The organism is Rubellimicrobium sp. CFH 75288 (genome assembly GCF_009904055.1).
Classification (GTDB): domain Bacteria; phylum Pseudomonadota; class Alphaproteobacteria; order Rhodobacterales; family Rhodobacteraceae; genus Rubellimicrobium.
In genome coordinates this window covers 1-25,979 of the sequence record NZ_WYDP01000014.1, presented here as the reverse complement: position 1 = coordinate 25,979, position 25,979 = coordinate 1, and the positions used below count along the sequence as shown (strand labels likewise).

31 protein-coding genes are annotated in these 25,979 nt (G+C 73.6%); 15 read left to right on the top strand and 16 right to left on the bottom strand.

The window, feature by feature from the left end; genetic code table 11:
• Complete coding sequence (locus GT358_RS11975; RefSeq protein ID WP_371416286.1) at positions 1–699, top strand: lysophospholipid acyltransferase family protein; 699 nt, start codon at positions 1–3, stop codon at positions 697–699.
• On the opposite strand, the gene GT358_RS11970 is transcribed toward GT358_RS11975, so the two are convergent.
• Positions 696–1,655, bottom strand: coding sequence for an acetyl-CoA carboxylase carboxyltransferase subunit alpha (locus GT358_RS11970; RefSeq protein ID WP_166582860.1), 960 nt, complete (start codon positions 1,653–1,655; stop codon positions 696–698). The two genes, GT358_RS11975 and GT358_RS11970, sit on opposite strands and share 4 nt — an antisense overlap.
• A gap of 79 nt (positions 1,656–1,734) precedes the next feature.
• Complete coding sequence (locus GT358_RS11965; RefSeq protein ID WP_166582859.1) at positions 1,735–2,721, bottom strand: asparaginase; 987 nt, start codon at positions 2,719–2,721, stop codon at positions 1,735–1,737.
• 187 nt (positions 2,722–2,908) lie between these two features.
• Between GT358_RS11965 and GT358_RS11960 the strand changes: the two genes are divergently transcribed.
• From GT358_RS11960 to GT358_RS11920, 9 genes are all read left to right on the top strand, one after another.
• Entirely contained in the window at positions 2,909–3,454 is a 546-nt protein-coding gene (locus GT358_RS11960) for an invasion associated locus B family protein (RefSeq protein ID WP_371416278.1), read from the top strand.
• A 97-nt stretch (positions 3,455–3,551) separates the two neighbouring features.
• On the top strand, positions 3,552–4,733 hold the full coding sequence (rlmN, locus tag GT358_RS11955) for a 23S rRNA (adenine(2503)-C(2))-methyltransferase RlmN (protein WP_166582858.1): 1,182 nt from the start codon (positions 3,552–3,554) through the stop codon (positions 4,731–4,733).
• A 63-nt stretch (positions 4,734–4,796) separates the two neighbouring features.
• Complete coding sequence (locus tag GT358_RS11950) at positions 4,797–5,570, top strand: hypothetical protein (RefSeq protein WP_166582857.1); 774 nt, start codon at positions 4,797–4,799, stop codon at positions 5,568–5,570.
• Between the two features lie 167 nt (positions 5,571–5,737).
• Positions 5,738–6,007, top strand: coding sequence for a 30S ribosomal protein S15 (rpsO, locus tag GT358_RS11945; protein ID WP_166582856.1), 270 nt, complete (start codon positions 5,738–5,740; stop codon positions 6,005–6,007).
• A 182-nt stretch (positions 6,008–6,189) separates the two neighbouring features.
• The gene (pnp, locus tag GT358_RS11940; protein ID WP_166582855.1) at positions 6,190–8,328 is read left to right on the top strand and encodes a polyribonucleotide nucleotidyltransferase; all 2,139 of its coding nucleotides are present in this window, start codon (positions 6,190–6,192) and stop codon (positions 8,326–8,328) included.
• Between the two features lie 81 nt (positions 8,329–8,409).
• Complete coding sequence (locus GT358_RS11935) at positions 8,410–9,225, top strand: hypothetical protein (protein ID WP_371416277.1); 816 nt, start codon at positions 8,410–8,412, stop codon at positions 9,223–9,225.
• Between the two features lie 61 nt (positions 9,226–9,286).
• Positions 9,287–9,946 carry a L,D-transpeptidase gene (locus tag GT358_RS11930; RefSeq protein WP_243730854.1) on the top strand — a complete coding sequence of 220 codons (660 nt, stop codon included), beginning with the start codon at positions 9,287–9,289 and terminating at the stop codon, positions 9,944–9,946.
• A 123-nt stretch (positions 9,947–10,069) separates the two neighbouring features.
• Positions 10,070–10,630, top strand: a complete 561-nt coding sequence (locus GT358_RS11925) for a L,D-transpeptidase (RefSeq protein ID WP_166582854.1) — start codon at positions 10,070–10,072, stop codon at positions 10,628–10,630.
• 66 nt (positions 10,631–10,696) lie between these two features.
• Positions 10,697–10,990, top strand: a complete 294-nt coding sequence (locus GT358_RS11920) for a DUF6525 family protein (protein WP_166582853.1) — start codon at positions 10,697–10,699, stop codon at positions 10,988–10,990.
• Here the strand turns inward: GT358_RS11920 and GT358_RS11915 are convergent.
• A complete protein-coding gene (locus tag GT358_RS11915) occupies positions 10,960–11,613 on the bottom strand; it encodes a peroxiredoxin (protein WP_166582852.1) in 654 nt (217 codons plus the stop codon). The two genes, GT358_RS11920 and GT358_RS11915, sit on opposite strands and share 31 nt — an antisense overlap.
• A 110-nt stretch (positions 11,614–11,723) precedes the next feature.
• On the opposite strand from GT358_RS11915, the gene GT358_RS11910 reads away from it, so the two are divergent.
• The 3 genes from GT358_RS11910 to GT358_RS11900 all read left to right on the top strand — a co-directional run bounded on the left by GT358_RS11910 (position 11,724) and on the right by GT358_RS11900 (position 14,798).
• The gene (locus GT358_RS11910; protein ID WP_166582851.1) at positions 11,724–13,157 is read left to right on the top strand and encodes an aldehyde dehydrogenase family protein; all 1,434 of its coding nucleotides are present in this window, start codon (positions 11,724–11,726) and stop codon (positions 13,155–13,157) included.
• 97 nt (positions 13,158–13,254) lie between these two features.
• Entirely contained in the window at positions 13,255–14,178 is a 924-nt protein-coding gene (locus GT358_RS11905) for a VOC family protein (RefSeq protein WP_166582850.1), read from the top strand.
• Complete coding sequence (locus GT358_RS11900; protein ID WP_166582849.1) at positions 14,175–14,798, top strand: alpha/beta hydrolase; 624 nt, start codon at positions 14,175–14,177, stop codon at positions 14,796–14,798. The genes GT358_RS11905 and GT358_RS11900 overlap by 4 nt, the downstream gene beginning before the upstream one ends.
• Here GT358_RS11900 and GT358_RS11895 read toward each other — a convergent pair.
• The 11 genes from GT358_RS11895 to GT358_RS11845 form a co-directional block, all read right to left on the bottom strand.
• Entirely contained in the window at positions 14,773–15,723 is a 951-nt protein-coding gene (locus GT358_RS11895) for an aldose epimerase family protein (protein WP_166582848.1), read from the bottom strand. The genes GT358_RS11900 and GT358_RS11895 overlap by 26 nt on opposite strands.
• On the bottom strand, positions 15,720–16,574 hold the full coding sequence (locus GT358_RS11890) for an SMP-30/gluconolactonase/LRE family protein (RefSeq protein ID WP_166582847.1): 855 nt from the start codon (positions 16,572–16,574) through the stop codon (positions 15,720–15,722). The genes GT358_RS11895 and GT358_RS11890 overlap by 4 nt, the downstream gene beginning before the upstream one ends.
• Positions 16,571–17,185 carry a 2-dehydro-3-deoxy-6-phosphogalactonate aldolase gene (locus GT358_RS11885; RefSeq protein ID WP_166582846.1) on the bottom strand — a complete coding sequence of 205 codons (615 nt, stop codon included), beginning with the start codon at positions 17,183–17,185 and terminating at the stop codon, positions 16,571–16,573. Before GT358_RS11885 ends, GT358_RS11890 begins: the two co-directional genes overlap by 4 nt.
• The gene (locus tag GT358_RS11880) at positions 17,182–18,084 is read right to left on the bottom strand and encodes a 2-dehydro-3-deoxygalactonokinase (RefSeq protein ID WP_371416285.1); all 903 of its coding nucleotides are present in this window, start codon (positions 18,082–18,084) and stop codon (positions 17,182–17,184) included. Before GT358_RS11880 ends, GT358_RS11885 begins: the two co-directional genes overlap by 4 nt.
• 13 nt (positions 18,085–18,097) lie before the next feature.
• Entirely contained in the window at positions 18,098–18,859 is a 762-nt protein-coding gene (locus GT358_RS11875) for an SDR family NAD(P)-dependent oxidoreductase (protein ID WP_371416284.1), read from the bottom strand.
• Positions 18,860–18,972: 113 nt separating this feature from the next.
• On the bottom strand, positions 18,973–19,560 hold the full coding sequence (locus tag GT358_RS11870) for an alpha/beta hydrolase (RefSeq protein ID WP_166582843.1): 588 nt from the start codon (positions 19,558–19,560) through the stop codon (positions 18,973–18,975).
• Entirely contained in the window at positions 19,557–20,462 is a 906-nt protein-coding gene (locus GT358_RS11865) for an ornithine cyclodeaminase family protein (RefSeq protein WP_166582842.1), read from the bottom strand. Before GT358_RS11865 ends, GT358_RS11870 begins: the two co-directional genes overlap by 4 nt.
• On the bottom strand, positions 20,459–21,076 hold the full coding sequence (locus GT358_RS11860; protein ID WP_166582841.1) for an HAD family phosphatase: 618 nt from the start codon (positions 21,074–21,076) through the stop codon (positions 20,459–20,461). Before GT358_RS11860 ends, GT358_RS11865 begins: the two co-directional genes overlap by 4 nt.
• 62 nt (positions 21,077–21,138) lie before the next feature.
• Positions 21,139–21,705: a GNAT family N-acetyltransferase gene (locus GT358_RS11855; RefSeq protein WP_166582933.1), complete on the bottom strand. Its 567-nt coding sequence runs from the start codon at positions 21,703–21,705 to the stop codon at positions 21,139–21,141.
• 20 nt (positions 21,706–21,725) lie between these two features.
• Positions 21,726–22,124 (bottom strand): ketosteroid isomerase-related protein, encoded by a 399-nt coding sequence (locus GT358_RS11850; RefSeq protein WP_166582840.1) that lies wholly within the window; start codon positions 22,122–22,124, stop codon positions 21,726–21,728.
• 16 nt (positions 22,125–22,140) lie between these two features.
• Positions 22,141–22,782 (bottom strand): carbonic anhydrase, encoded by a 642-nt coding sequence (locus GT358_RS11845; protein WP_166582839.1) that lies wholly within the window; start codon positions 22,780–22,782, stop codon positions 22,141–22,143.
• Positions 22,783–22,974: 192 nt separating this feature from the next.
• Between GT358_RS11845 and GT358_RS11840 the strand changes: the two genes are divergently transcribed.
• Together GT358_RS11840 and GT358_RS11835 are read left to right on the top strand one after the other, a co-directional pair.
• Positions 22,975–24,384, top strand: a complete 1,410-nt coding sequence (locus GT358_RS11840; protein ID WP_166582838.1) for a leucyl aminopeptidase family protein — start codon at positions 22,975–22,977, stop codon at positions 24,382–24,384.
• Positions 24,369–25,187, top strand: coding sequence for an NlpC/P60 family protein (locus GT358_RS11835; RefSeq protein ID WP_166582837.1), 819 nt, complete (start codon positions 24,369–24,371; stop codon positions 25,185–25,187). The genes GT358_RS11840 and GT358_RS11835 overlap by 16 nt, the downstream gene beginning before the upstream one ends.
• Here the strand turns inward: GT358_RS11835 and GT358_RS11830 are convergent.
• Positions 25,184–25,516, bottom strand: a complete 333-nt coding sequence (locus GT358_RS11830; protein WP_166582836.1) for a DUF2794 domain-containing protein — start codon at positions 25,514–25,516, stop codon at positions 25,184–25,186. The genes GT358_RS11835 and GT358_RS11830 overlap by 4 nt on opposite strands.
• 42 nt (positions 25,517–25,558) lie before the next feature.
• A complete protein-coding gene (locus GT358_RS11825) occupies positions 25,559–25,837 on the bottom strand; it encodes an I78 family peptidase inhibitor (RefSeq protein ID WP_208103493.1) in 279 nt (92 codons plus the stop codon).
• Positions 25,838–25,979 lie beyond the last annotated feature (142 nt).

The window sequence follows — 25,979 nt, the reverse complement described above, 5'->3', positions numbered from 1 at the left end:
ATGGGGCTCTACGGGCTCGTCTTCCTGCCCTGGGCGATCCTGTCCCGCGACGGCGCCTTTGCAGCCGCCCATGCCTGGTGCCGGCTCGTCCGCCGCCTGGCTCCGGCCCTTGTCGGCATCCGCACGGAGGTGCGCGGCACGCCCCCCGCGGGCGAGGTGCTGATCGCGGCCAAGCACCAGAGCTTTCTCGACATCATCCTGATCTACGGCGCCCTGCCGCGCGGCCGCTTCATCATGAAGCGCGAGCTGCTCTGGGCGCCGGTGATCGGGCAATACGCGCTGCGGCTGGGCTGCGTGCCGGTCCACCGGGGCCGGCGGGCGCAGGCGATCCGCCAGATGGTCGCGGACGTGGCTGCCGGTCGTCGGGAGCCGGGACAGCTCATCATCTATCCGCAGGGCACGCGGGTGGCGCCGGGTGTCTCGGTCCCCTACAAGCCGGGCGCTGCGGCCCTTTATGCCGAGATGGGCACCGCCTGCGTGCCGGTGGCGTGCAATGTGGGCCTGTTCTGGCCGCGGCGGGGACTTGCGCTCCGGCCGGGGCGCGCGGTCGTCGAGTTCCTGCCGGCGATCCCGCCGGGCCTCGAGGCGGCGGAGTTCCTGCGCCGCCTGGAGGGGGCGATCGAGCCCGCCTCCGACCGGCTGATGGCGGAGGCGGGCTTTCGCCCGGCCGGTCCGGTGCCGCCCAAGGCCGCCCGCTAGGCGGCGAGACCCCGGCTGCCCATCTCGAGGAACTTGCGCCGGCGCGCCTCGCGCAGATCGCGCCGGTCGCGGCCGCGCAGGTCCGCGAGCGCGGCGCGCAGCGCCTCTCCGGCGGCGGCGATCGCGGCCGCCGGGTCGCGGTGGGCGCCGCCCAGGGGCTCGCGCACGATGCGGTCCACGACGCCGAGACCGATCAGGTCGGAGGCCGTCAGGCGCAGCGCCTCGGCCGCCTCGCGCATGCGCTCGCTGTCCTTCCACAGGATGGAGGCGCAGCCCTCGGGCGAGATGACGGAATAGATCGCGTGCTCGAGCATCAGCACCCGGTTGGCGGTGGCCAGCGCCACGGCGCCGCCAGACCCCCCCTCGCCGATGATGAGCGAGACGATCGGCACGCCGAGCGAGAGCTGCGTCTCGGTGCAGCGGGCGATGGCCTCGGCTTGGCCGCGCTCCTCGGCGCCCTTGCCGGGATAGGCGCCGGGCGTGTCCACCAGCGTCACCACCGGCAGGCCGAAGCGGTCGGCGAGCGTCATCAGCCGGATCGCCTTGCGGTAGCCCTCGGGGCGCGCCATGCCGAAATTGTGGCGGATGCGGCTCTTGGTGTCGTGGCCCTTCTCGTGGCCGATCACCACGACGGGCTCGCCGTCGAGCCGGCCGATGCCCCCGAGCACCGCGTGGTCGTCGGCAAAGGCGCGGTCGCCCGCCAGCGGCATCCAGTCGGTGATCAGCGCCTCGACATAGTCCCGGGCATGGGGGCGGTCGGGATGGCGCGCAACCTGGCACTTCTGCCAGGGCGAGAGCGCACCGTAGATCTGCGCCAGCATGTCCTGGGCCTTGCGGTCGAGCGCGGCCGCTTCCTTGTCCACGTCCATGCCGGGATTGGAGCGGGCGAGCGCGCGCAGCTCCTCGGCCTTGCCCTCGATCTCGGCGAGGGGCTTTTCGAAGTCGAGATAGTTCATGGCGGGCTCCGGCTGGGGCGCGGAGGCGAGATATGGCGCCGCGCGCGGCCGGATGCAACCGCGGCGGGCGGGGCGGGGGCTAGAGCAGGGTGGCCACGTGCCCCGTCACGGTCCCCCGCCAGTTGCGGATCTCGCCGCGGGCGAGCCGCGCGACGGCCGGGTGGCCCCGCTCGACCGCGCCCAGATGCTCGAGCAGGGCGGCGACGGCGGCCTCGGCGGCGCGGGTGGCGCCGTCCTCGGCCTTGAGGGCGAGGCCGAGGCCCCGTTCGGGCAGGATGGCGAGGTAGACCCCCTCGGCCCCCGTCTTGGCGGCGACGCGGCCGGGGGCGGCGCGCATCAGATCGGTGCAGGCACGGCCCTCGCCGGCCACGAGATGGGGATGGGCCATCATCGCGGCGACGAGGCGGCGGCGCGCCTCGGCCGCGCGGGGGGCGATCTCCTGTCCTTCCGGCGCGGCGAACCCGGCCGCCGCGCGCGCGAGGCCCTGCAGCGTGCAGGCGAAGTTCGGGGCCGAGCAGCCGTCGATGGCCCAGCCGGGGCTCGGCGCGCCGATGGCCTCCTCGAAGGCGTCGCGGACGGCGCGCTGGACGGGTCCCTCGGGGTCGAGATAGTCGCCGCCCGCACGCAGGTGCCGCGCGAGATGCAGAAAGCCGGCATGCTTGCCCGAGCAGTTGTTGTGCACCTGCCGGGGCGCGCGACCCTCGCGGATTAGGGCATCCGCGGCCTGGCGGTCCATCGGCCGGTGGGCTCCGCAGCGCAGGTCGTCATCGCCGAGGCCCAGATCGGCCAGCCACGCCTCCACCCGCTCCACATGGGCGACCGCCCCCCCGTGGGAGGCGCAGGCGAGCGCGAGCCGTTCGTCCCCGAGACCCTCGCCCGCCCCGCTGGTGAGGAGCGGCAGCGCCTGGACCATCTTGCAGGCCGAGCGCGGCAGGATGGTGCCGTGGTCGTCGCCCCAGGCGGCCACCGGCTCTCCGTCGGGGCCGCAGACGACCGCCCGCACCCTGTGACGCGATTCGAGGACGCCGCCCCGCCAGATCTCGACCGCGATCGGCCCCTGTGTCATGGCATCCCTCCGCCGGCCGGCCTGCTCCGCTCATCCTCGTGACCGGCCGGGGGTTTGCCCCTGCCGCGCCGCGATGGTAGGGTCCGCCCTATCGGGTTGGACGCGCCCTTTCCAGCCGCGACAGGCGCCGGGCAGACGCGCCGCGCGGGCCGGGGACCGGAGGGGGCACATCAAGGAGGCTGTTCACGTGATCTCGAAGACCCTGTCGCGGCTGGGCGTTCTGGCCGGGGCGCTGTCGGTGGGCGCGCTCGTCGCAGGCGACGCCCTCGCCCAGGCGACCACCACCAACCGGGTGGCGGCCAATACGGACTGGTCGGTGTTCCAGGAAACGAACCCCACCGAATGCTTTGCGACCTCTGCCCCCAAGGAGCAGAACAACACCCGCGACGGCCAGCCCGTCCAGGTGAGCCGGGGCGAGACGCTGCTGTTCGTGTTCTTCCGCCCGGCCGAAGGCGTCAACGGGCAGGTGACGTTCACGGGTGGCTATCCGTTCGCCTCGGGCTCGACCGTCAATCTCGAGGTCGGATCGTCCACCTTCCAGCTCTTCACCGAGGGCGAATGGGCCTGGCCTGCCAATCCCGAGGAGGATGCGCGCATCGTCGAGGCCATGAAGGCGGGATCGCAGGCGATCGTCACGGGCCGTTCGGGGCGCGGCACGACCACGCGCGACACCTTCTCGCTTCTGGGATTCACGGCCGCCGTGGAGGAAGCGCGCTCGCGCTGCGCGAGCTGAGACCGCCTCCGGGTTGACCCTCGTGCGGGCGCGGCCCTTGGAAGGGGGCCGCGCCCTTGCTATGTGAGGTGCCTCCCTGCCCCGCCGGACCCTCGCCATGGATGCCCTGCCCGCCTCGCCGCTCCAGCCGGACGTCATCGCCCTGCCCCGCAAGCCGGAGGCCGGCGACGGGCGGACGAACCTCGTCGGACTGACGCGCCCTGCGCTCGAGGCGGCGCTGGCCGAGGCCGGCCTGCCGGCGGGACAGGTGCGGATGCGCGCGGCGCAGGTCTGGCAATGGATCTACCATTGGGGCGTGCGCGACTTCGCCGCCATGACCAACCTCTCCAAGGCGGTGCGTGCCCTGCTCGCGGAGCGCTTCGCCATCCGGGTGCCGGAGGTCGCGCGCCGCGAGGTCTCGGCCGACGGGACGCGCAAGTACCTGGTGCGGCTGGAGGGCGGGCATGAGGTGGAGACCGTCTATATCCCCGAGGAGGGGCGCGGCACGCTCTGCGTCTCCTCGCAGGTGGGCTGCACGCTGACCTGCTCGTTCTGCCATACGGGAACGCAGCGGCTGGTGCGCAACCTGACCGCCGCGGAGATCGTGGGGCAGGTGCTGCTGGCGCGCGACGACCTGGGCGAATGGCCGGTGCGCGGCGCGCCCAAGGACGAGACGCGCCTTCTGTCCAACATCGTGCTGATGGGCATGGGCGAGCCGCTCTACAATTTCGAGGCGGTGCGCGACGCGATGCGCGTGGTCATGGACGGCGAGGGGATCGCGCTGTCGCGCCGGCGCATCACGCTGTCCACCTCGGGCGTGGTGCCCGAGATCGCGCGCTGCGCCGAGGAGATCGGCTGCCTGCTCGCGGTGTCGTTCCACGCGACCACGGATGCGGTGCGCGACGTGCTGGTGCCCATCAACCGCAAGTGGAACATCGCAGCGCTTCTGGCGGCGCTGCGCGACTATCCGCGGCTGTCCAACTCGGAGCGGATCACGTTCGAGTACGTAATGCTGGACGGGGTGAACGATTCGGACGAGGACGCGCGGCGGCTCGTGCGGCTGATCGCGGGGATCCCGGCCAAGATCAACCTGATCCCCTTCAACGAATGGCCCGGCGCGCCCTACCGGCGCAGCCCCGAGGCGCGCATCCGCCGGTTCGCCGACATCGTGCACAAGGCCGGCTATGCAAGCCCCATCCGCACGCCCCGCGGCGAGGACATCATGGCGGCCTGCGGCCAGCTCAGGAGCGCGACCGAGCGCGCGCGCCGCATCCGCTCCGGGGTCGGGGCGGCCCCCTGAGACTGGCGCGTCTGGTCAGCGTCCCCCCCTGCTGCTAGAGGGACCCCCGACAGGGAGGGCTTCATGCAGATCACGCTCAACCGCATCCCGTTCGACGTGCGCCCGGTGGACGACGCGCGCCGCCGCGCAATCCTGGCCGATCCGGTGGTGCGGCCCGGCATCGTCCGGCCCGTCTGGGTGCGGCAGGCCGACGGCGGCGAACGGCGCCTGGCGGAGGGACCGGCCGAGGCCGCGCTGCCGCTGCCTGCGGGCCTGATCGCCTGGGTGCCCAAGGCCGGCCCGGCCGGAGAGACACCCGCCAAGGCGGACGGGCCGAGCGCCAGGATGGCCGAGCGCTTTCTGAGCGCGGTCGGCGCCAAGGGCTTTCCCGAGGTCATGCGCGCCATGGCGCGCGTGACGGGAATGCCGGGGGCGAGGCTGCCGCGCGACGCCTTTGCCGCCTGCGAAGGCAAGGGGGCCTACACGATCCTGCTGCACACGGACCTCGCGGTGGTGGAGCTCGAGAATGCCGGGCGCAACCTGTCGGTGCACCTGCTGCTGCCCTCGCTCGCGGCCTTCTCCCATCTCTGGGGCGGGCCGGGCGAGGCGGCCGCCGAGCCGCCCGCGGACGGCCCCGCGGCGGGGTCCATCCGTCCGGGCTTTCTGGTGCCGCCCCCCTCGGAAGCGGCGGGCGGGCTGCGGCGGCTCGCGCTCGCGCGGCGCATCGAGGAGCTGCAGGCGCAGATGGCGGGGGTCACCGCCGCCGACCTGCCGGCCGACGACCCGCGGCGGGCGCTTCTGGGCCGTCTGGCCGCCGAGTGGCGCCTGCTCCAGCCCAAGGGGACGCGCGCGGCCTGAGCGGCGGGCGGGCGCGGCGTTCGCGGCCCTTTCCTTTTGCGTCCGTTTCCCCTATGGGCATCCATCCCCGTCCGTCGCGTCCTGCCGGGACTCGGCGCGGGATCCCCGGGCCTTGCTGGACGACATCCCGGCTTGCGCCGTCACCCCGAACCCGAAAGGAGATGCCGATGTCGATCACCGTCGAGGACAAGGCCCGCATCCTCAAGGACTTTGCCACCAAGCCGGGCGATACCGGCTCGCCGGAGGTGCAGGTCGCGATCCTGAGCTCGCGCATCGCGACGCTGACGGAGCACTTCAAGGTGCATGCCAAGGACAATCACGGCCGCCGCGGGCTGCTCAAGCTCGTGGCCCAGCGCCGTCGTCTGCTCGACTATCTGAAGGCCAAGGACGAATCGCGCTACCAGGCGCTGATCGAGCGTCTCGGCCTGCGCCGCTGACGGCGCCGCGGGCCGCCCTGCGGGGCGTCCCGCCAGGACGGTGCGCGGGCCGGGCCCGACCCGCGCGCCGGACGTCCGAGGGCCAGGGCCGCGCGGGACGCGCGCGACCCTCCGCAAACCCGCCCCCTGCGCATGGACCAGTCGGGGGCCACAGGCCCGAAGGCGGGCCGGAAGGACATCCGATGTTCAACGAAGTCACCAAATCCATCCGCTGGGGCGAGGAAACCCTCACCCTCTCGACCGGCAAGGTCGCGCGGCAGGCCGACGGCAGCGTGATCGCCACCCTGGGCGAGACCTCCGTGATGGCCAACGTCACCTTTGCCCGCGAGCCGCGGCCGGGCCAGGACTTCTTTCCCCTCACCGTCCACTACCAGGAAAAGTTTTATGCGGCCGGCAAGATCCCCGGCGGCTACTTCAAGCGCGAGGGACGCCCCTCGGAGAAGGAGACGCTGACCGCGCGGCTGATCGACCGGCCGATCCGGCCGCTCTTCGTGCCGGGCTTCAAGAACGAGGTGCTCGTGATGTGCACCGTCCTGAGCCACGACCTCGTCAACGAGCCCGACGTGGTGGCGATGATCGCCGCCTCGGCCGCGCTGACGCTGTCGGGGGTGCCCTTCCGCGGGCCGATCGGCGCGGCGCGCGTGGGCTTCACCGACGGGCGCTATGTCCTCAACCCCCCGCTCGACGCGATCCAGGACATCCGCCTCAAGCCCGAGCAGCGGCTCGACCTCGTGGTGGCGGGCACGCGCGATGCGGTGATGATGGTGGAATCGGAGGCCTACGAACTCTCCGAGGCCGAGATGCTGGGCGCCGTGACCTTTGCGCACGAGCAGATGCAGCCGGTGATCGACCTGATCATCGAGCTGGCCGAGGAGGCCGCGCGCGAGCCCTTCGAGTTCGAGCCCCCCGACTATTCGGCGCTCGCCGCGCGGGTGCGCGAACTGGGCGAGGCGCGGATGCGCGAGGCCTACGCGATCCGCGAGAAGGCCGCCCGGCGCGCCGCCATCGAGGCCGCCATCGAGGCGGTCAAGGCCGAGCTGTCGGAGGAGGAACTCGCCGATCCGAACCTGTGGCCCGCCTTCAAGGCGCTGGAATCGGACGTGCTGCGGGGCGACATCGTGCGCGGGGGGGTGCGGATCGACGGCCGCGCGCTCGACGAGGTGCGCCCCATCGCCTGCGAGACGGGGCTTCTGCCGCGCACCCACGGCTCGGCGCTGTTCACCCGGGGCGAGACGCAGGCGCTCTGCGTGACGACGCTGGGGACCGGCGACGACGAGCAGTTCGTCGATGCGCTGCACGGCAACTTCAAGGCCAACTTCCTGCTCCACTACAACTTTCCGCCCTATTCGGTGGGCGAGGTCGGGCGCGTGGGCTCTCCGGGCCGGCGCGAGATCGGCCACGGCAAGCTCGCCTGGCGGGCGCTGCAGGCGGTCCTGCCCCCGCCGACGGAGTTTCCCTACACGATCCGCGTGGTCTCGGAGATCACCGAGTCGAACGGGTCCTCGTCCATGGCCACCGTCTGCGGCTCGTCGCTGGCGATGATGGATGCGGGCGTGCCGCTGAAGGCGCCGGTCGCAGGCGTGGCCATGGGCCTGATCCTCGAGCGCGACGGCTCCTGGGCGGTGCTGACCGACATCCTGGGTGACGAGGACCATCTGGGCGACATGGACTTCAAGGTGGCCGGCACCGAGAAGGGCATCACCTCGCTGCAGATGGACATCAAGGTGGCCGGCATCACCCCCGCCATCATGGAGAAGGCGCTCGAGCAGGCGCGCCGCGGCCGGCTGCACATCCTGGGCGAGATGGCCAAGGCTCTGACGCAGGCCAACGCCTTCTCCGTCCATGCGCCCCGCATCGAGACCATGACCATCCCGACCGACAAGATCCGCGAGGTGATCGGATCGGGCGGCAAGGTCATCCGCGAGATCGTGGAGACCTCGGGCGCCAAGGTGGACATCAACGACGACGGCACGATCAAGATCGCATCCGCGAGCGCCGAGGCGATCCGCAAGGCCCACGACATGATCCACGCCATCGTGGCGGAGCCCGAGGAGGGCAAGATCTACCGCGGCACGGTGGTCAAGCTGGTGGATTTCGGGGCCTTCGTGAACTTCTTCGGCAAGCGCGACGGCCTCGTGCATGTGAGCCAGATCGAGGGGCGGCGCCTCAACCACCCCTCCGAGGTCCTCAAGGAGGGCCAGGAGGTCTGGGTCAAGCTCCTGGGCTTCGACGACCGGGGCAAGGTGCGGCTGTCCATGAAGGCCGTGGACCAGACGACCGGACAGGAGATCACCAAGGAGGAGGCGCCGGCGGCCGAATAGGACCGCCGCCCTCACGCCGTGTCATCGCCCCGACGGCCCCGGACGGATGTCCGGGGCCGTCCGCCTGCGCGGGAGACCCCTGTGCCCCCCTCTGCCGATTCCGCCCTGCCGGTCCTCGTGCTCTGCATGAAATGGGGCACCCTCTACGGGGCCGGGGACGTGAACCGCCTGGCCCGGGCGGTGCGCCGGCACCTCTCGCGCCCCCACCGGTTCGTCTGCCTGACGGACGATGCCCGGGACCTGGTGCCTGGGGTGGAGGCGCTGCCGCTGCCCGCGCTGGACCTGCCTGCGGGCAGCGGCGACACGCGCTGGCGCAAGCTCGCGCTGTTTGCGCGCGATCTCCACGGCCTGCAGGGCACGGCGCTGTTTCTGGACCTCGACCTCGTGGTGACGGGATCGCTCGATGCGTTCTTCGACCATCCCGCGCCCGGCGTGCTGATCCAGCGCGACGACGACCTGTTCCGGCCCAAGCCGCTGCGCCGCCTGCGGCCCCTGCGGGACGCGCGGCTGCGACGGATGGGCAATTCCTCGGTGTTCCGCTTCCGCATCGGCGCGCATCCCGATGTGCTGGAGGCCTACCTTGCCGACCCTGCGGGGGCGGAACGGATCCACGGGATCGAGCAGGGGCTGCTCAGCGCCGTGCTGGACCGGCAGGGGCTGCTGGACTTCTGGCCGCGCGGCTGGTGCGTGAGCTTCAAGAACGATTGCGTGCCGCGGTTTCCCCGCTCGTTCTGGACCGATCCGGTCCTGCCGCCCGGGGCGCGGATCGTGCTGTTCGCGGGTCGACCGAAGCTGCCCGAGGTGCTCGCCGGCCGGGGGGGCCGATGGTATCGGCGCATCGGTCCCGCGCCCTGGCTGCGGGCGGCTCTGGACGAGGGCGAACCGGATCGGCCATGAAGGGGCGGGGCGCCACGACAAGGGCGGTGCGGACCCCCTGTCCGCACCGGGGAAGGGAGCGATGACCACCATGCCGACACGCCGCCGCGTCGCCGCGGGCCTTCTGGCCGCGCCGGCGCTTCTGCTGATGGGCGCGCGCGCCCGCGCCCAGGGGATGATCGAGGACCCCGGTCCGCTGCGGCTCGACATCTCGCCGGAGGCGATCGACGCCTCGCTCACGCTGCCGCCGGACACGGACGGAAGCTTCCAGATCCCCGAGCGGTTCCGCGCGCGCGTGGTGCAGGTGGCACCGGGATTGCGGCCCAACGACATCCACATCGTCGCCGACAGCTTCCACCTCTATTTCATCCTGCCCGGCGACGCAGCGATCCGCTACGGCGTCGCCGTCGGTCAGGAAGGCCTGGGCTGGCGCGGGCAGGCGACGATCGCACGCAAGGTCGAGTGGCCTTCCTGGCGGCCCACCGACGAGATGATCGCCCGCAACCCCGCCCGCTATGAGCGCTATCGCAACGGGATGCCGGGGGGGCCGGACAATCCGCTCGGAGCCCGCGCCCTCTACTTCTTCCAGGGCGAGCGCGACACGGCGATCCGCGTGCACGGCACCACCGAACCCGCCTCGATCGGGCACCGGGCGTCGAACGGCTGCTTCCGCATGTACAACAGCCACGTCATCGACCTCTATCGGCGTGTCCCCCTGGGGGCCTCGGCCTACGCCTACTGACCGGAGGGCCACGGTCGGACCGCCCGGCTCGCCGGACCGGCACCGGGCAGGCGACGGACGGCCGGGTGTCGTGCTAGTCTCCGGCTCCGGAGGAGGACCCTTCCTGTCGGAGCTCGTCGTGTCATGACCCTGCTGTCCCGTCGCCGATTCGCCCTCGCTGCCGCCGCCACGACGCTCGCGGCGCCGGCCTTGGCCCAGGAGGTGTTTCGCTTTCCGGCCGAATGGCTGCCCACCGATGTCGCCATCGCGCCCGGCTTGCCGGCGGGTGCGATCCATGTCGATATCGCGGGAACCTGGCTGTACCTGACGCTCGCCGACGGCGTGGCCCGGCGCTACAAGATCGCCGTCGGCGCGGCGGGGCGCAACTTCCAGGGCACCGCCCGGGTCGGGCGCAAGGCCGAATGGCCCTCCTGGACACCGACGGCCAGCATGATCCGGATGGAGCCCGAGGTGTACGGTCCCTTCCGCGGCGGTCTGCCCGGCGGCCATCCCTACAATCCCCTGGGGGCACGGGCGCTCTATCTCTATCAGGGCAGCCGCGACACCATGTATCGCATCCACGGCACGCCCCAGCCCTGGACGATCGGCCAGAGCTTCTCCTCGGGTTGCATCCGCATGCACAACGACCACGCGATCGACCTCTACGACCGCGTGCCGGTCGGCACGCCCGTCTTCGTGCGCTGACGCCCCGTTGCAACGGCCGCACCGGCGGTCTATCCGTTGCAGTTATGATATAACATAAGATTGACGATGCGCCGCAATCTCCGTACCCGTCTGCGACGCGGGCGGCCGGGCGATGCCTGGGCCTCCTTCGACCGCCTGCCTCCGGTCCTGCGCGCCTGGATCGCCGGGGCCGCCATCCCGTGGTGCCCCCGCTCGGTCGCCCGGCTCTGGGCGCGCGTGCAGGCCGAGGGGGGCGACGAGACGGCCTGGCTCGACCGTCTCGACCGGGCCGAGGCGCGCCTGCTCGCGCGCGATGCCCCCCGCATCTGGGGCGAGGGGCACCCCTGCGCTCAGGCCGGCAGGCGCGTCTTGCGCAGATAGGGCAGCACCGCCTCGAAGGAGCCGAACTTCTGGCGCGCCTCCTCGTCGGAGACCGAGAGCGGGATGATGACGTCCTCGCCCACCGTCCAGTCGGCCGGGGTGGCAACCCCCTTGGCGGCGGCCGTCTGCAGCGCGTCCACCGCGCGCAGCACCTCGGCGAAGTTGCGGCCCACGTTCATCGGATAGGTCATCGAGAGCTTCAGCTTCTTGTCCGGCCCGATGATGAAGACCGACCGCACCGTGGCCGTGTCGTTGGGCGTGGCGTTGTCGGGCAGATAGGCCTCGGCCGGCAGCATGTCGAAGGCCTTGGAGATGGCGAGGTCCGTGTCGGCGGCGATGGGAAAGCCTGCCCTGGCGCCGCCGGCCGCCTCGATGTCGGCCTTCCAGCGGACGTGATCCTCGACCCCGTCCACCGAGACCCCCAGAACCTTCACCCCGCGCTTCTCCCACTCGTCCGCAAGCCGGGCCACGGCCCCGAACTCGGTGGTGCAGACGGGGGTGAAGTCCTTGGGATGGCTGAACAGGATGGCCCAGTGATCCCCGATCCAGTCGTGCAGGCGGATCGGGCCCTGGTCGGTCTGGATCTCGAGGTCGGGGACGGTGTCGTTGATGCGCAGGCCCATGTCGGTGCTCCCTTCTGTCCTGTCGCGGCGCGGGCTTGGCCCGGACGCGCACCGGGCGCATATAGGGGCGGGGGCGTGCGGGCGCCACGCCGAACCGGGAGGGCGATGCCATGATCGACAAGCGGGGCCATTACATCGGCGGGGCCTGGGTCGAGTCGCGCGACGGGCAGGAGCATGTCGTGATCGACCCCTCGACCGAGGAGGAGGCGGTGCGCATCACCCTGGCCGGGCCGCAGGACGTGGAAGCGGCGGTGGCCGCCGCGCGCGAAGCCCTGCCCGCCTGGTCCGACACGGACCCCGCCGAGCGCCGCGCCCTCGTGGAGCGCATCCTCGATCAGTACAAGCGGCGCGAGCGCGACCTGGCCGAGGCGATCAGCCGGGAGATGGGCGCACCCATCGACTTTGCCCTGGCCGAGCAGGCCGCGGCCTTTCCCTACCACACCAAGGCGTTCCTGCGCGCCTTCGACACGCTGGAATGGATGCGCCCGGCCGACGGCGGCCGCACGAAGGGCGCCATGCTCGCCTGGGAGCCGATCGGGGTCGTGGCGCTGATCACGCCCTGGAACTGGCCCGCCAACCAGATCGCGCTCAAGGTGATCCCGGCGCTGCTCGCGGGCTGCACGATGGTGCTCAAGCCCTCGGAGCAGGCCCCGCTCTCGGCCTGCGTGGTGGCCGAGATGATCGACGCGGCCGGCTGTCCCCCCGGCGTGTTCAACATGATCCAGGGCGACGGCGCGGGCGCGGGGGCGCGGCTGTCCTCGCATCCCGACATCCAGATGGTGAGCTTCACGGGATCGACCCGCGCGGGGCGCGCCATCACGGTGGCCGCCGCCGACACGTTCAAGCGCGTCACGCTGGAGCTGGGCGGCAAGGGGGCCAACCTCGTCTTCGCCGATGCCGACGAGGAGGCGGTCGAGCGCGGCGTGCGCCACATGATGGAGAATGCGGGCCAGAGCTGCAACGCCCCCTCGCGGATGCTGGTCGAGCGCCCCGTCTACGAGCGCGCCGTCGAGCAGGCCCGCGCGCTGGCCGAGGAGACGCGCGTGGGCCCCGCCAGCGAGCCGGGCGACCATATCGGCCCCGTGGTCAATGCCCGCCAGTGGGAGCACGTGCAGGGCCTGATCCAGAAGGGCATCGAGGAGGGGGCGCGGCTGGTGGCCGGCGGACCGGGCCGACCCGAGCATCTCAACCGCGGCTTCTTCGTGCGCCCCACCGTCTTTGCCGATGTCGAACCCGGCCAGAGCATCGAGCGGATCGAGATCTTCGGCCCCGTCCTGTCGATGATCCCCTTCGACACCGAGGACGAGGCGCTGCGCATCGCCAACGACACCGATTACGGCCTGACCAACTACGTCCAGACCGCCGACGAGGAGCGCCGCCGCCGCCTGGCCCGCCGCCTGCGCGCCGGCATGATCGAGATGAACGGCCAGAGCCGTGGCGAGGGCGCCCCCTTCGGCGGCACCAAGGCCTCGGGCCGCGCGCGCGAGGGAGGCATCTGGGGCATCGAGGAGTTCCTGGAGCTGAAGTCGATTTCCGGCTGGTGAGGCGTGCGCGGGCGCACAGGAGGCGCGCGCCCCGACCTCTGGGCGCGAGGGGGCGGCCACCCCATCTCGGACGGGACCCCAGCCGGAGGACCCGCCCATGCACCCCGTCAACGGCCTGCACCATGTCACGGCCCTCGCCTCCGGGGCGCGGGGGCATGACGCGTTCTTCCGCGACCGGCTGGGGCTGCGCCGTGTCAAGGTCACGGTGAACTTCGACGCCCCGGACGTCTATCACCTCTATTACGGCACGGGCGACGGGCAGCCGGGATCGGTCTGGACCGCGTTCCCCTTTCCGCGCGCGGCCCGCGGTGCCCGTGGGGTGGGCGAGGCGTCCGAGACCGCCTTTGCCGTGCCGCCGGGCGCGCTCCCCTTCTGGAAGGACCGGCTGGGCGGCCGCGAGGAGGAGCGGATGGGCGAGCGCCGCCTCGCCTTCGAGGGACCCGACGGCGAGAGCCTGGCCCTGGTCGAGACCGCCGACCCGCGCGAGCCGGTGGCCGGCCCCGTGCCGCCCGGGGCGGCGATCCGGGGCTTCCACTCCGTCACGCTGCGGCTGCGCGACATCCGGCCCACCGCCGATCTGCTGGGCCTGATGGGCTATCGCGAGGAGGGGCGCGAGGGGACCCTCACCCGGATGCGGATCGCGGGCAACGGCGCGGACGTGGTGGACCTGATCGGGGATCCCGAGGGCCCGCCCGCGCGCCAGAGCGCGGGGTCGGTCCATCACGTGGCCTTTTCCGTACCCGACCGGACGGCGCAGGACGCGCTGCGCCGGGCCCTCGCCGGGGCGGGGTTCCGCCCGACGCCCCCGATCGACCGCGACTATTTCGAGGCGATCTACTTCCGCAGCCCCGGCGGCGTGCTGTTCGAGGTGGCGACCGATCCTCCCGGCTTCGCCCGCGACGAGACGCCCGATGCGCTGGGCACCGCGCTGCGCCTGCCCCGCCAGCACGCGCATCTGCGTCCCATGCTGGCGCGCGCGCTGGAGCCGCTCGACGGCGTGCGGATGGAGGAGGCGGCATGATCGCCCTGCGCCACGAGGGCGGCCCCGGGGCGCCGCTGCTGCTGACCTTTCACGGCACCGGCGGGACGGAGCGGCAGTTCCACGCCCCGGGCATCCGCCTGCTGCCCGGCGCCCATGTCGTCTCGCCCCGCGGCGCGGTGAGCGAGAACGGCGCGCTGCGGTTCTTCCGCCGCACGGCCGAGGGGGTCTACGACATGGAGGACCTGCGGCACCGCACCGCGGAGGTGGCCGACCTGATCGCGGCCGAGGCCCGGCGCACGGGCGCCCCCCGCGTCGCCGCGCTCGGCTATTCCAACGGCGCCAACATCCTGGCCTCGGTGCTGTTCGCGCGGCCGGGGCTGGTGGGGGACGCGGTGCTGCTGCACCCGCTGATCCCGTTCGAGCCGCCCGCGGCGGACCTGGCGGGGACGCGGGTCCTTGTCACCGCGGGGCGGCGCGACCCGATCTGCCCCGCCCCCCTGACCGAGCGTCTCGTGGCCGCGCTGCGCGACCGCGGAGCGGCGGTCGAGGCCCTCTGGCACGAGGGCGGCCACGAGGTCGCGCCCGCGGAATGGGAGGCGGTGGCCGCCTTCCTCGCCCCCCTGGCCGCCATGGTCAGCGCGCGAAGCGCCACTCGGTGATCTGGGACCACCCCTCGCCGGGGCGGAGCAGGATCGCGGGGAAGTGGGGATGGGCGGGCGCGTCGGGCCACATCTGCGGCTCGAGTGCAAGGGCCTCGAAGAGCGCGGCGCCGGGGCGGGCGGCGTGGCCGCCGTCATAGACCTGCAGTCCCGGCGCCGTGGTGGCGAGCACGAGGGACACCCCGCTTCGCCCCGTCAGCCAGGCGACCTCACGCAGGGGGCCGGGGCCGTCCCCGAGGCAGAAATTGTGGTCGAGCCGCGGCGCGCCCGGCCGGATCGCGCGTCCCTGCCGCAGGTCGAAGGGCGTGCCCTCGACGGGGCGGACCTCTCCGGTGGGCAGGTTCTCGGCGTCGGTGGGCAGGACGCGGTCGGCGGCGAGGCGCAGGACGTGCCCCTCCCAGGTGGGGCCGCCGTCGAGCGTCCAGTAGGCGTGGCTGGCGGGGTTCCACAGGGTGGGCGCGTCCGTGGCGGCGCGGATCTCGAGCCGCAGGGTGGCGGGCGCGCGGACCGACCAGCGCGCGGTGACGCGGCGGTTGCCGGGAAAGCCCCCCTCGCCGTCCGGCAGGCCGAGACCGAGCAGGAGCGTGTCCGGCCCGCGCCCGAGCACGTCCCAGATGCGGTACTGCATTCCCGCCCGCCCCGAATGGAGCAGGTGCGCCCCCTCGTCGGCCTCGAAGCGGCAGAGGCGCCCTGCCACCTCGGCCTGCGCCCCGCGCAACCGGTTCGCCACCGGCCCGACCATGGCGCCGTGGAACCGCAGCGGCCCGTCGGGCGCGTAGAGGGCGGGGTCGTCCGCGCCCACGGTCAGGTCGTGGTCCACGCCCCTGAGACGGACCGAGCGCAGCGTCGCCCCGCGCGTGAGCACCCGCACCGACAGATCGCCCGCGGCGAGGTCGGCCGCGTGGCCCGCGCCCCAAGGCGTCACAGGCGGACGCGCGGTTCCGGCGCGCCGCGCCGGTCGGTGGCGACGGCAAAGGTCCGGCCCTGATCGGGCGCCTCGGCGATGTCCTCCTGCGGGATGCCTGCCGCGGCCGAGGTCACGAACAGGGTCGAGAAGTTCGCACCCCCCCAGGCGGGGCAGGAACTCTGGCGGGCGGGGACGCGGTACTCGCCCACGGCCTCCCCCTCGAGCGAGAATCCGCAGACGCGCCCCGCGCCCCACATGGCGATCCAGACGTTGCCCGCCTCGTCCGTCACCGCCCCGTCGGGATGGAAGCCCGCATCGCGCAGGTCCAGGAACACCTCCGCCTCGCCCTCGGGCCAGCCCTCGGGGCCGAGCGGCTGGCGCTGCACGAGGCCCGTGGGCGTGTCGGTCCAGTAGGCGCAGCCGCGCGCCGCATCGAAGCAGATCGCGTTGGGGATCGCGATCCCCGCCACGAGGCGGCGCAGCTCGCCCCCGTGCCAGCGCCAGATCGCCCCCCGCCCCTCCTCGAGCCGGATGCCCATGGTTCCGATCCAGAACCCGCCCCAGGGATCGGCCCGCCCGTCATTGGGCCGGACCGAGGGGTCGTCGGCGCAGAGGGGGGCGACGGTCTCTCCCTCCTCGCCGGTCTCGAGGTCGAACAGGACCAGCGCGCCGCGCCGCGCGAGCAGCACGCGCCGCCCGTCCACCCAGCCCATGGCCGAGGACAGCTCTGCCAGAGGCCAGCGCCGGCCCGGCCCGTGCAGCGTCCGGCCCAGGATGTCGAACCACCACAGCTCGCCGCGCTCGGGATGCCAGAGCGGCCCCTCGCCCAGATGGCAGATCGCCCGGTCGTGAACCCTTGCCTCGTTCATCTTCCCCCTCCCCTTGCCGCGTCCCAGGCCGCGACCAGCGCGGCCGCCCGCCGGCCCACCTCGGCCGCCTCCATCCCCGGCCGGAACAGGGCCGAGCCGATGCCGAACCCGTCCGCTCCGGCCGCGATCCATTCGGCCATGTTCTCGGCCCCCGCGCCGCCCACGGGATAGACCCGCGTGCCCGCGGGCAGCACGGCGCGGATCGCGCGCAACCCCTCGGGCCCCACGAGCGATCCGGGAAAGAGCTTGAGCCCCGTCGCCCCCGCCTCGAGCGCGGCAAAGCACTCGGTCGGGGTCATCACACCGGGCCAGGCCTCCATCCCGGCCGCGCGGGCGGCGCGGATCACGCGCGCGTCGCAATTGGGCGCCACGACCAGCCGCCCGCCCACGGCGGCGAGCCACTCCACCTCCTCCGGGCGCAGCACGGTGCCCGCGCCGATCGTCGCGCGGTCCCCCAGCGCGCGGACCAGCCGGCCGATCGACTCGAACGGGTCTGGCGAGTTGAGCGGCACCTCGATCGTCGCGATCCCCGCCTCCACCAGAGCCTCGCCCACGGCGACGGCCTCTTCGGGGCAGAGGCCGCGCAGGATGGCGATCAGCGGTCGTGTCATGACCAGACCCTCCCCTTGGCGGCGCGCAGGCCGGCCAGCACCGCCGCGTCCGCATCCGCGCGTTCGGGCCGCACGCCCTGCGCCCCCAGCGCCGCGGCGTAGCGCTCGCCCAGCGACCCCGAGGCCACCAGCGCCACGCGTTCGCCCAGCCACCACGGGCGCAGGGCCTGCAGCTCGGCCCCGATCAGCAGGCCCGAGAGCCGCGCCCGCGCCACGCCCCCCGGCAGGCCGCGCAGCAGACCCTCGGCCCGGATCGCGAATAGGCGCAAGCCCAGCGCCTCGGGGCGTGCCATGCCCTCGGCCACGGCCTCGAGAAAGGCCGCATCGTCCCAGCCCTCCTCGGCCAGCGCGTGGCGCAGCACCGTGTGGCGCGACAGGGCGGCGAACATCTCGCCCGTCATGGCGGTGCGGAAGCCCACCACCTCGGCCGCGCTGACGCGGACCCACTTGGCATGGGTGCCGGGCAGGCAGAGCACCCCGTCCCAGCCAGGCCGGCCCTCGAGAAAGCCCGCCACCTGCGTCTCCTCGCCCCGGATCACGTCGGGGGGCTCGGCCTGCGACAGGCCGGGCAGGAGACGCACGTCGAGATCGGGGGCCGAGGGCGCGCGCACGGCCGCCCCGCCGGCGGGGGGACAGGGCACGGCCGCATAGCCCGCCTCAGCCCAGCCGCCGCGCGCGCCGGCCATGCCGCAGACGAGGACGCGCAGGGGATGCTCCCCGTCCCGTCCCCCGGTCCAGGGCGCGATCAGGGCCCGCAGAGCCCCCTCGAAGCCATCGGGGGCGAGCGCGCCCATACCGGTGTCGGCCCGCGCCTCGGCCAGCACCGCCCCGTCCGGCCCCATCGCCCAGACGCGCAGCGCCGACGTGCCCCAGTCGGCCGCGATCCAGTCCGGCGCGATCCGGCCCATCGGATCAGCCCGTCACCACCACGCCGCCATCGGCGACGAGGACCTGGCTCGTGACCGCGCGCGAGGCGCGCGAGGCCAGAAACAGCGCGGGGCCCACCATGTCGGCGGGCTCGAGCTCGCGCGGGATGCACTGGCGGGCGAGGTGCGCGGCCAGCCCCTCGGGCGTGACCCACATCTCGCGCTGCTTCTCCGTCAGAACCCAGCCGGGGGCGAGCGCGTTCACCCGCACCCCCCTGGGTCCCCATTCCCGCGCCAGCGCGCGCGTGAGGCCCACGATCCCCGCATTGGCCGCCATGTAGGAGGGGTAATCCCCCAGGCCCATCATGTAGCTGATCGAGGACAGCATCACGACCGCGCCCCCGCCCGCCTCGGCCATGCCGGGCAGCACCGCCTGGGCGGCGAAGAAGTAGTGGCGCAGGTTCACCGCCTGGTTACGGTCCCAGTATTCGGGCGTCACGTCCGCGGTCGCGTGGCGGTCGTCGTCGGCCGCGTTCGCCACGAGAACCGAGACGGGGCCGTGCGCCTCGGCCGCCTCGGCGGCAGCCGCGCGCAGCGCCGCGACGTCGGTCACGTCGCAGCGGATGTAGCGCACGGAGGCCCCCGTGCGATCGGCCACCTCGCGGGCAAAGGCCGACCCGTCGCGCCGGCCGACAAAGGCCACGCGGGCCCCTTGGGACGCAAACCCTTCGGTCAACGCGGCCCCGATCCCGCTTCCGCCGCCCGTGATCAGGACCGAGGCACCCTCCAGGTCCGCAAACCGCGTCATCTCCATGCCCGTCCCTCCCCCTTGGCGCGCGCGATCCTTTCGGCCCCGGCGCACAAAGGCAAGGGGTGGTGCCCGCGGCAGGCGCCGGAGGGGCGCAGACCGGCCGCACCGGCCTAGTGCCAGTCCTCCCGCAGCACGTCCCGCAGGGCCGAGACGAGGCGCCCCGGCTCGGCGGCGAGCGCGTCAGGCCCGAGATCGTGCAGCACCTCCTGCTTGGCGGTGCGGTTCCACTGCGCCAGCAGACCGGGACCGCGCAGCGAAGCGGCCTCGCCCAGCCACAGCGCGACGACCGGCACGCCGGCCGCTGCGACCTGGCGGTGCTCCTCGTCGCAGAGAGGTCCCGCGGGAGGGGACAGACGCGCCGTCAGATGCGGCCCGACCAGCGGCAACCGGCCCAGCCGATGGGCCCAGGGCGACGGCGGAGGTGCCGCTCCGAACCCCTCCGGCGCGATCAGGACGAGCCGCCGGACCATCTCGGGCCTCCGCGCCGCAAGGATCACCGCCTCCACTGCGCCGGGGCCGTGCCCCACCAGGGTCGCCTCCTCGGTGACACCCGCCTCGCTCAGGGCCGCCTCCGCCTCGGTGGAGGGCCGGATCGTGCGGTAGCCGAGCGCCCCGAGCCCGGCGCCGAACCCCTCCCAGGGACCGGGTCCGAGGACGCAGGCCACCGGCCCGCGCGCGGGCCCGTACCAGCGGCTCAAGCCCGTCCCCCTGCCCGCTCGAGGATGTGACGCGCCACCATCAGGTCGAGATGCGCACCCCCGCCGTTCTTCCACAGCGTGATCTCGGCCGGATCGCGCCGGCGGACCGCCTCCCCGTCGTAGAGGTCGGCCAGGATGTCGGCCTCGGCGATGACCCCGCGGCGCAGGGGGTCCAGGAATTCCCCGATATGTCGCATGGTGGTCTCGCGGGAATCGCAGAAGATCGAGGCGCGGCGCAGTACCTCGTCGTCTGCTTCGCGCATGTCGGGCCGGTAGGCTCCGATCAGGTCCACGTGCTGGCCCGGCCGCAGCCATCGACCACGCAGGACAGGCTCCGTCGCCATGGTCGCGCAGGCGACGATATCGGCCTGCCCGACCGCCTCCTCCAGATCTTCCGCGACCTGCGTTCCCATCTCTTGCGCCAGATCGGCCGCCCGGTCCCATGTCCGGTTCCAGAGGGTGATCGCGATGCCCGGAAAGCCGGCGCGGTAGGCCTCGATCAGCGAGCGTGCCACCGTTCCGGCCCCCACGACCAGCAGCCGGCGCGACTCGGGCCGAGCCAGACGCAGCGCGCCCAGGAGCGAGTCTCCGGCCGTCTTCCACTTGGTCACCAGGCGGAAGTCCAGCGTGGCTTCCAGCGTCCCGTCGCGGTCCGACAGAAGGCTGACCGCGCCCTGGATGGTCGGCCGGTCCCGGTTGTCGGGAAAGATCGTGCATACTTTGACCGCGATCCCCAGGCCCGCGATCCAGGCCGAGCGGTTGAGCAGCGTGTTGCCTCCCTGCCGCAGCAGCACATCCTCCATGACCGGCCGCCCGAGCCGATGCCCCGCCTCGATCCCCCGCGCCACGCCCGGCCAGTCGAGCGCGGCCTCCGCCTCCCAGCCGAGATGCGGCACGTTCATGCAGCCGCCTCCTCCAGAAGCCCTTCGGCCGCCAGACGCGCGGCCCAGCCCGCAGGACCCTCGAACAGATGTGTCCGCCAGCCCCGTGCCGCCGCGGCTTGCACGTTCTCCGGCCGGTCGTCGGCGAACAGGAGCGCCTCTCCCGACAGCCCGGAAAGACGTTCGAGCGCCTCGTAGATGGCGGGCTCGGGCTTCATCAGTCCGGTCCGGCCGGACACCACTGCCCCGTCGAAATCGCGCAGGAACGGGTGCAGGTCGAGCGCGACCTCCCAAGTCTCGCGCCCGAAATTGGTCAGGGCGAAGCAGGGCACGCCCCGTTCGCGAAGCGCGCGCAGCAGCGCGACCGAATCCGGGATGGCAGGGCTCGCCATCTCGGCCCATCGCCCATGCCACCAGCCGATGGCCTCCGCGTGGTCGGGATGCGCCCGCGCCAGCGCCTCCACCTCCTCGCGCCAGGGCGCGCCGCGATCCACCCGCTCGTTCATGGCGTGAAGGTCCACGGCCGCGAACAGCGCCCGTCGTCCCGCCTCGCCCAGCAGGCGATCATAGACGCGCTCGGGATTCCATTCGATCAGGACGCGGCCCACATCCCAGACGACGGCCTGCACGCCCATGGCTCTCCCCACCGGTTGCCCGGCCCGCATCAAGCCCGGCGGCGGCCGCGTGCGCAATCCCTCTAGAGCTGGCGCAGCCAGAGCTGGAGCGGCTTGGCGCTCTCCTCCGCCTCGCCGTGCTCGCGCCAGGAAAAGCGCGCCACCGCCCCCTCGAGCGGCGCATAGCCCCGCTTGCGCCAGAAGGGCTCGAGCGAACGGGCGCCGGCGGGACGGGCCGGATGGTCGGGGGGCCGGACGATCGCGGCGAAGGCCGACCAGCGGCGGCCCAGGCGCCGCGCGTGATCCTCGCGCAGGTCGAAGAAGCGATGGCCTGCGCCCTGGCCCCTGTAGGCGGGCAGCAGCACGGACTCGGCGAGATAGAACACCTCGTCGAGGGGCAGGCCCCGCGCCATGAGGGGGGCCGCGAACTCGGCCGCGTGGTCCTCCATCGGCGCCCCCGTGGCCGCCCCCACGAGCCGCTCGCCGTCCCAGGCCCCGACGACCACGGCGCCCGGGCTCCCGGCCAGCCGCGCGAGATAGCGCGCCTCGTAATCCCGGTCCCCGTCGTAGAGATAGGGCCACTCGGCAAAGACCCGGATGCGCAGCTCCGCCAGCGCGTCGAGCGATGCCCGCGCCTCGCCGGGGTCCATGGCGGCAATGCGCAGCCCGCTCACGAGACCTGCCGCACCCAGTCGGGGACGTTGTAATGGGTCGAGACGCGGGCGATGCGTCCGTCCCGGATGGCGAAGAAGCTGCCCACCGGCAGGACATAGGACTGCCCCCGCGCCTCGGGCAGGCCCTCGTCGGTGGACAGGTAGCGGCCGTGGATGGTGTATTCGGCCGCCGCGCGGTCGCCTTCGGGACTGGTCAGCACGACCAGATCCTCCGCCCGCTCCTCGTAGAGGCCGGCCATCCGCTCGCAGAAGGCGCGAAACGCCTCGCGCCCGTGGCGCACGCCGCCCTGGTTGACGTGGTGCTCCACGTCCTCCGTCACGAGCGCCGCCATCCCCTCCCGGTCGCCGCGGTTGAAGGCGTCGAAATAGGCCCTGACCAGTGCCGTCGCGTCCATGCGTCCTCTCCCTTTCTCAGACCGCCTGCCAGCCGCGCCCCTCGTCCCAGGATTGCAGCGAGCCCTCGCCGATGTCGTTCCACAAGGCATGCAGCGTGAGCCGCCCCGCCTCCACCGCCTCGCGCACGAAGGGAAAGGTCAGCAGGTTGCCGACCGAGACGGTGACGGCCATCTTCTCGAGCGCGCGGAGCCGCTCGGCCTCGCCCCCCTGCGGCAGCGCCTCCCAGCCGGGGCGCAGGATCGCCATCCAGCGGCCGATGAAGCTCGTGCGTTCCAGCAGTTCGGGGGCGCGCCCCTCGTACATGTCGTAGCAGCCGCGCACCCCGCCGCAGCCCGAATGGCCCAGCACGATCAGATGCGCCACGCGCAACGCACGAACCGCGTATTCGATCGCGGCCGAGGTGCCGTGATGGTCCCCGTCCGGGGTGAAGGGCGGGATCAGGTTGGCGATGTTGCGGTGGATGAAGAACTCGCCCGAATCCGCCCCGAAGATGGAGGTGACGTGCACCCGGCTGTCGCAGCACGACACGATCATCGCCCGGGGGTGCTGGCCCTGCTCGGCCAGGTGCCGGTACCAGGCCGCATTCTCGGCATAGGTCGTGGCGCGCCAGCCCTGATAGCGGCGGACGAGGTATTCGGGCAGGGGTCGCGCGGCCATGGTCCCTCGTGTCGCGGTCCCGCGCTGTCTGCCCCGAAGGCGCGCGCGGTGCAACCGCCTCGGCCGGGGCGAGCCGCTCCCCTTGCGGGCGCCGCGCGCGCGGCTAGGGTCCGCCCCGTCGCCACGAGGGAGCGCCCGCCATGAACCCATGCCGCAGCCCCGCCCGCCCTGGGGTCCCCCGTGAGTGACCCCGTGAGCGACCCCGCCCCGCCCCGCTTCGCCCGGCTCGAGGAGGCGGCGCTGCCCCTGCGCCTCGTCGCGCCCGACGCGCTGGAGGCGGCGCTCGCGGGCCTGCCGCCGGCGCAGGCGGCGTGGGCGCGCGCGACGGGCTTTCGCGCCGGGCGCGGCGAGGTGGCGCTGCTGCCGGGCCCGGACGGGGAGCCCGCGGGCGCGCTTCTCGGACGCGGCGAGGGGCCGGGTCGGCAGCGCTTCGCCCTCGCCGCCGCCGCCGGGCGCCTGCCCGCCGGCATCTGGCGGCTCGAGGGCGCCTCCGGGGCGGAGACGCGCGAGGCGGGCCTGGGCTGGCTCCTGGACGGGATCCGCTTCGACCGGCGCGCCGCCCCGCCCGAGGCGCCGCCCCGCGCGCGCCTCGCCGCCCCGGGGGCCGAGGCGCCGCTTCTGGAATCGCTCGCCGCGGCCGAGGCTCTGGGCCGGTCGCTGATCGACGCGCCCGCCTCGGAGCTGAGTCCAGAGGGGCTCGAGGCCGCGGCCCGCGCGCTGGCCAGGCGGCACGGCGCCACGCTCTCGGTCACCGCCGGCCGGGCGCTCGAGGACGGCTTTCCCCTGATCGCCGCGGTGGGCCGCGCGGCCGCCCCCGACCGTGCGCCGCGCCTGCTCGATCTCTGCTGGGAGGGCGCGGCGGAGGGGCCGCGCCTGACGCTCGTGGGCAAGGGCGTGACCTTCGACACGGGCGGGCTCGACCTCAAGCCCTCGGCCTCCATGGCGCTGATGAAGAAGGACATGGGCGGGGCGGCGCATGTGCTCGCGGCCGCCGAGGCGATCCTCGCGGCGCGCTGGCCCGTTCGGCTGCGCGTGCTGATCCCGGTGGCCGAGAACGCCGTGGGCCCGGCCTCGCTGCGCCCCGGCGACATCCTCGCCTCGCGCAGGGGGCTCACGGTCGAGGTCAACAACACCGACGCCGAGGGGCGGCTGATCCTCGCCGACGCGCTGGCCCTCGCGGCCGAGGAGGGGCCGGACCTCTGCGCCTGCTTCGCCACGCTGACGGGCGCCGCGCGCGTCGCGCTGGGCCCCGACCTCGCCCCCCTCTTCGCCACGGACGACGCCTGGGCCGGGGCGGTGCTGGGGGCGGCCGCGGAATGGTTCGACCCCGTCTGGCGGCTTCCCTTCCACGAGCCCTACGAGGCGCTGATCGAGCCGGGCCATGCCGATCTCGACAACGCGCCGGGGGGCGGCATGGCGGGGGCGCTGACGGCCGCCCTGTTCCTGCGCCGCTTCGCGCCGCGCCCCTTCCTGCATTTCGACGTCTATGCCTGGTGCCCCAAGGCCGAGCCCGGCCGGCCCAAGGGTGGCACGCTGCAGGGGGTGCGCGCGCTGCTTGCGGGGATCGCCGCGCGCTGGGGGATGCCGTGGACCCCCGGCTGACCCCCTTCTCGGGCCGGGTGGCCGCCACGCATCTGCGCGGCCTCGTCGCGGCCGAGCGCTTCGCGGATGGCGAGGCGCGGCGCGTGGCCGCCCCCGTGCTCGACCTCCGCTCCGCCCCCGGCGGCCCCCGCGCGCGCCAGCTGCTCTGGGGCGAGGGCGTGACCCTCTACGAGCGGCGCGAGGCCCACGCCTTCGTGCAATCGCATCGTGACGGGCATGTGGGCTGGGTGCGCGCCGAGGCGCTGGCCGAGCCGCGCCCCCCCACGCACCGCGTCGCCGTGCCCGCGACCCATCTCTATGCGGCTGAGGACATCAAGTCCCCCGACCTCCACCACCTGTCGCTGGGCTCGCTCGTCACCGTCACGGCCGAGCGGCACCGCTTCTGGGAAACGCCGGAGGGATTCATCCCCAAGCCCCACCTGCGCCCGCTCGACCGGCCCTTCGCGGACGCGGCGGCGGTGGCGCAGCTGCTGTTCGGCGTCCCCTATCTCTGGGGCGGCAACTCGGTGCGGGGAATCGACTGCTCGGGCCTCGTGCAGGCCGCCCTTCTGGCGACCGGCCTGCCTTGCCCGCCCGACAGCGACCTCCAGCGCGGCCTGGGCGAGCCGGTGGCGGACGGCGCGCCGCTCCGGCGCGGCGACCTCGTCTTCTGGCCCGGCCATGTGGGCCTCATGGTGGACGAGGGTACGCTGCTGCACGCCAATGCCCACCGCATGGCCGTCGCCTACGAGCCGCTCGAGGCCGCGATCGCCCGCATCCGGGCGCAGGAGGGACACGACCCGATCGCGCGCCGCCGGATCTAGTCCACGAGGCGGGGCCGCGGCGCGAGCACGCGCAGCACCTGCCCCAGGTCATGGCCGCGCCGCAGCACCTGCCCCCCTTCGCCCAGGACGGCATAGGCCCCTTGCCGCAGCCGCAGGGCGGGGCGCTTCTCGATGCGGAAGAGCGGCCTCTCGGCCGTGCGGCGGAACACCGCGAACGACGCCGCCTCGCGCCCCGATCCGATCGCATAGTCGCGCCACTCGCCCGCCGCGACCATGCGCCCGTAAAGCGCGAGGATCAGCGACAGTTCGCGGCGGTCGAAATGGACGGTGGCGGGGGCGACGGGGGCAGGGACGGGCTGGAGCGTCATGCGTCCAGACTGGGCGCGGACCCGATCCGAATCAAGGCCCGTTCAGCCGCAGAAGACCCGGGCCACCCGGCCGGTCGCCGGATCGAGCTCGAAGTTGATGCGGCTCGGGTTGAAGTCCATCGTCAGCGCGTCGCCGCGGTTGAACACGCGCACGGGCTGGGCAAAGGACGCGGCCCGCACGACATCGCCGGGCTGGTTCAGCCACTGGGCCGACAGGACCGCCTCGTCGCAGGCGGCCACGACCGGAGTGGCGGGCGGCATCATCATCTCGTCGCAGGCGGCCAGAAGGCCGAGGGCGGGAACAAGCAGGAGCAGGCGCATGGGGGCCTCCATCGGCTGACAGCGCCGATCTAGCACCCCGCGGGGTCCGGTCCAGCCCCTCGGCGCCACGCCGCCGGTGGACAGCCGCTCCGCTGCGCGGCATCGTGCCGCAGGCAGCAGGGAGGATCCTATTTCATGCGGA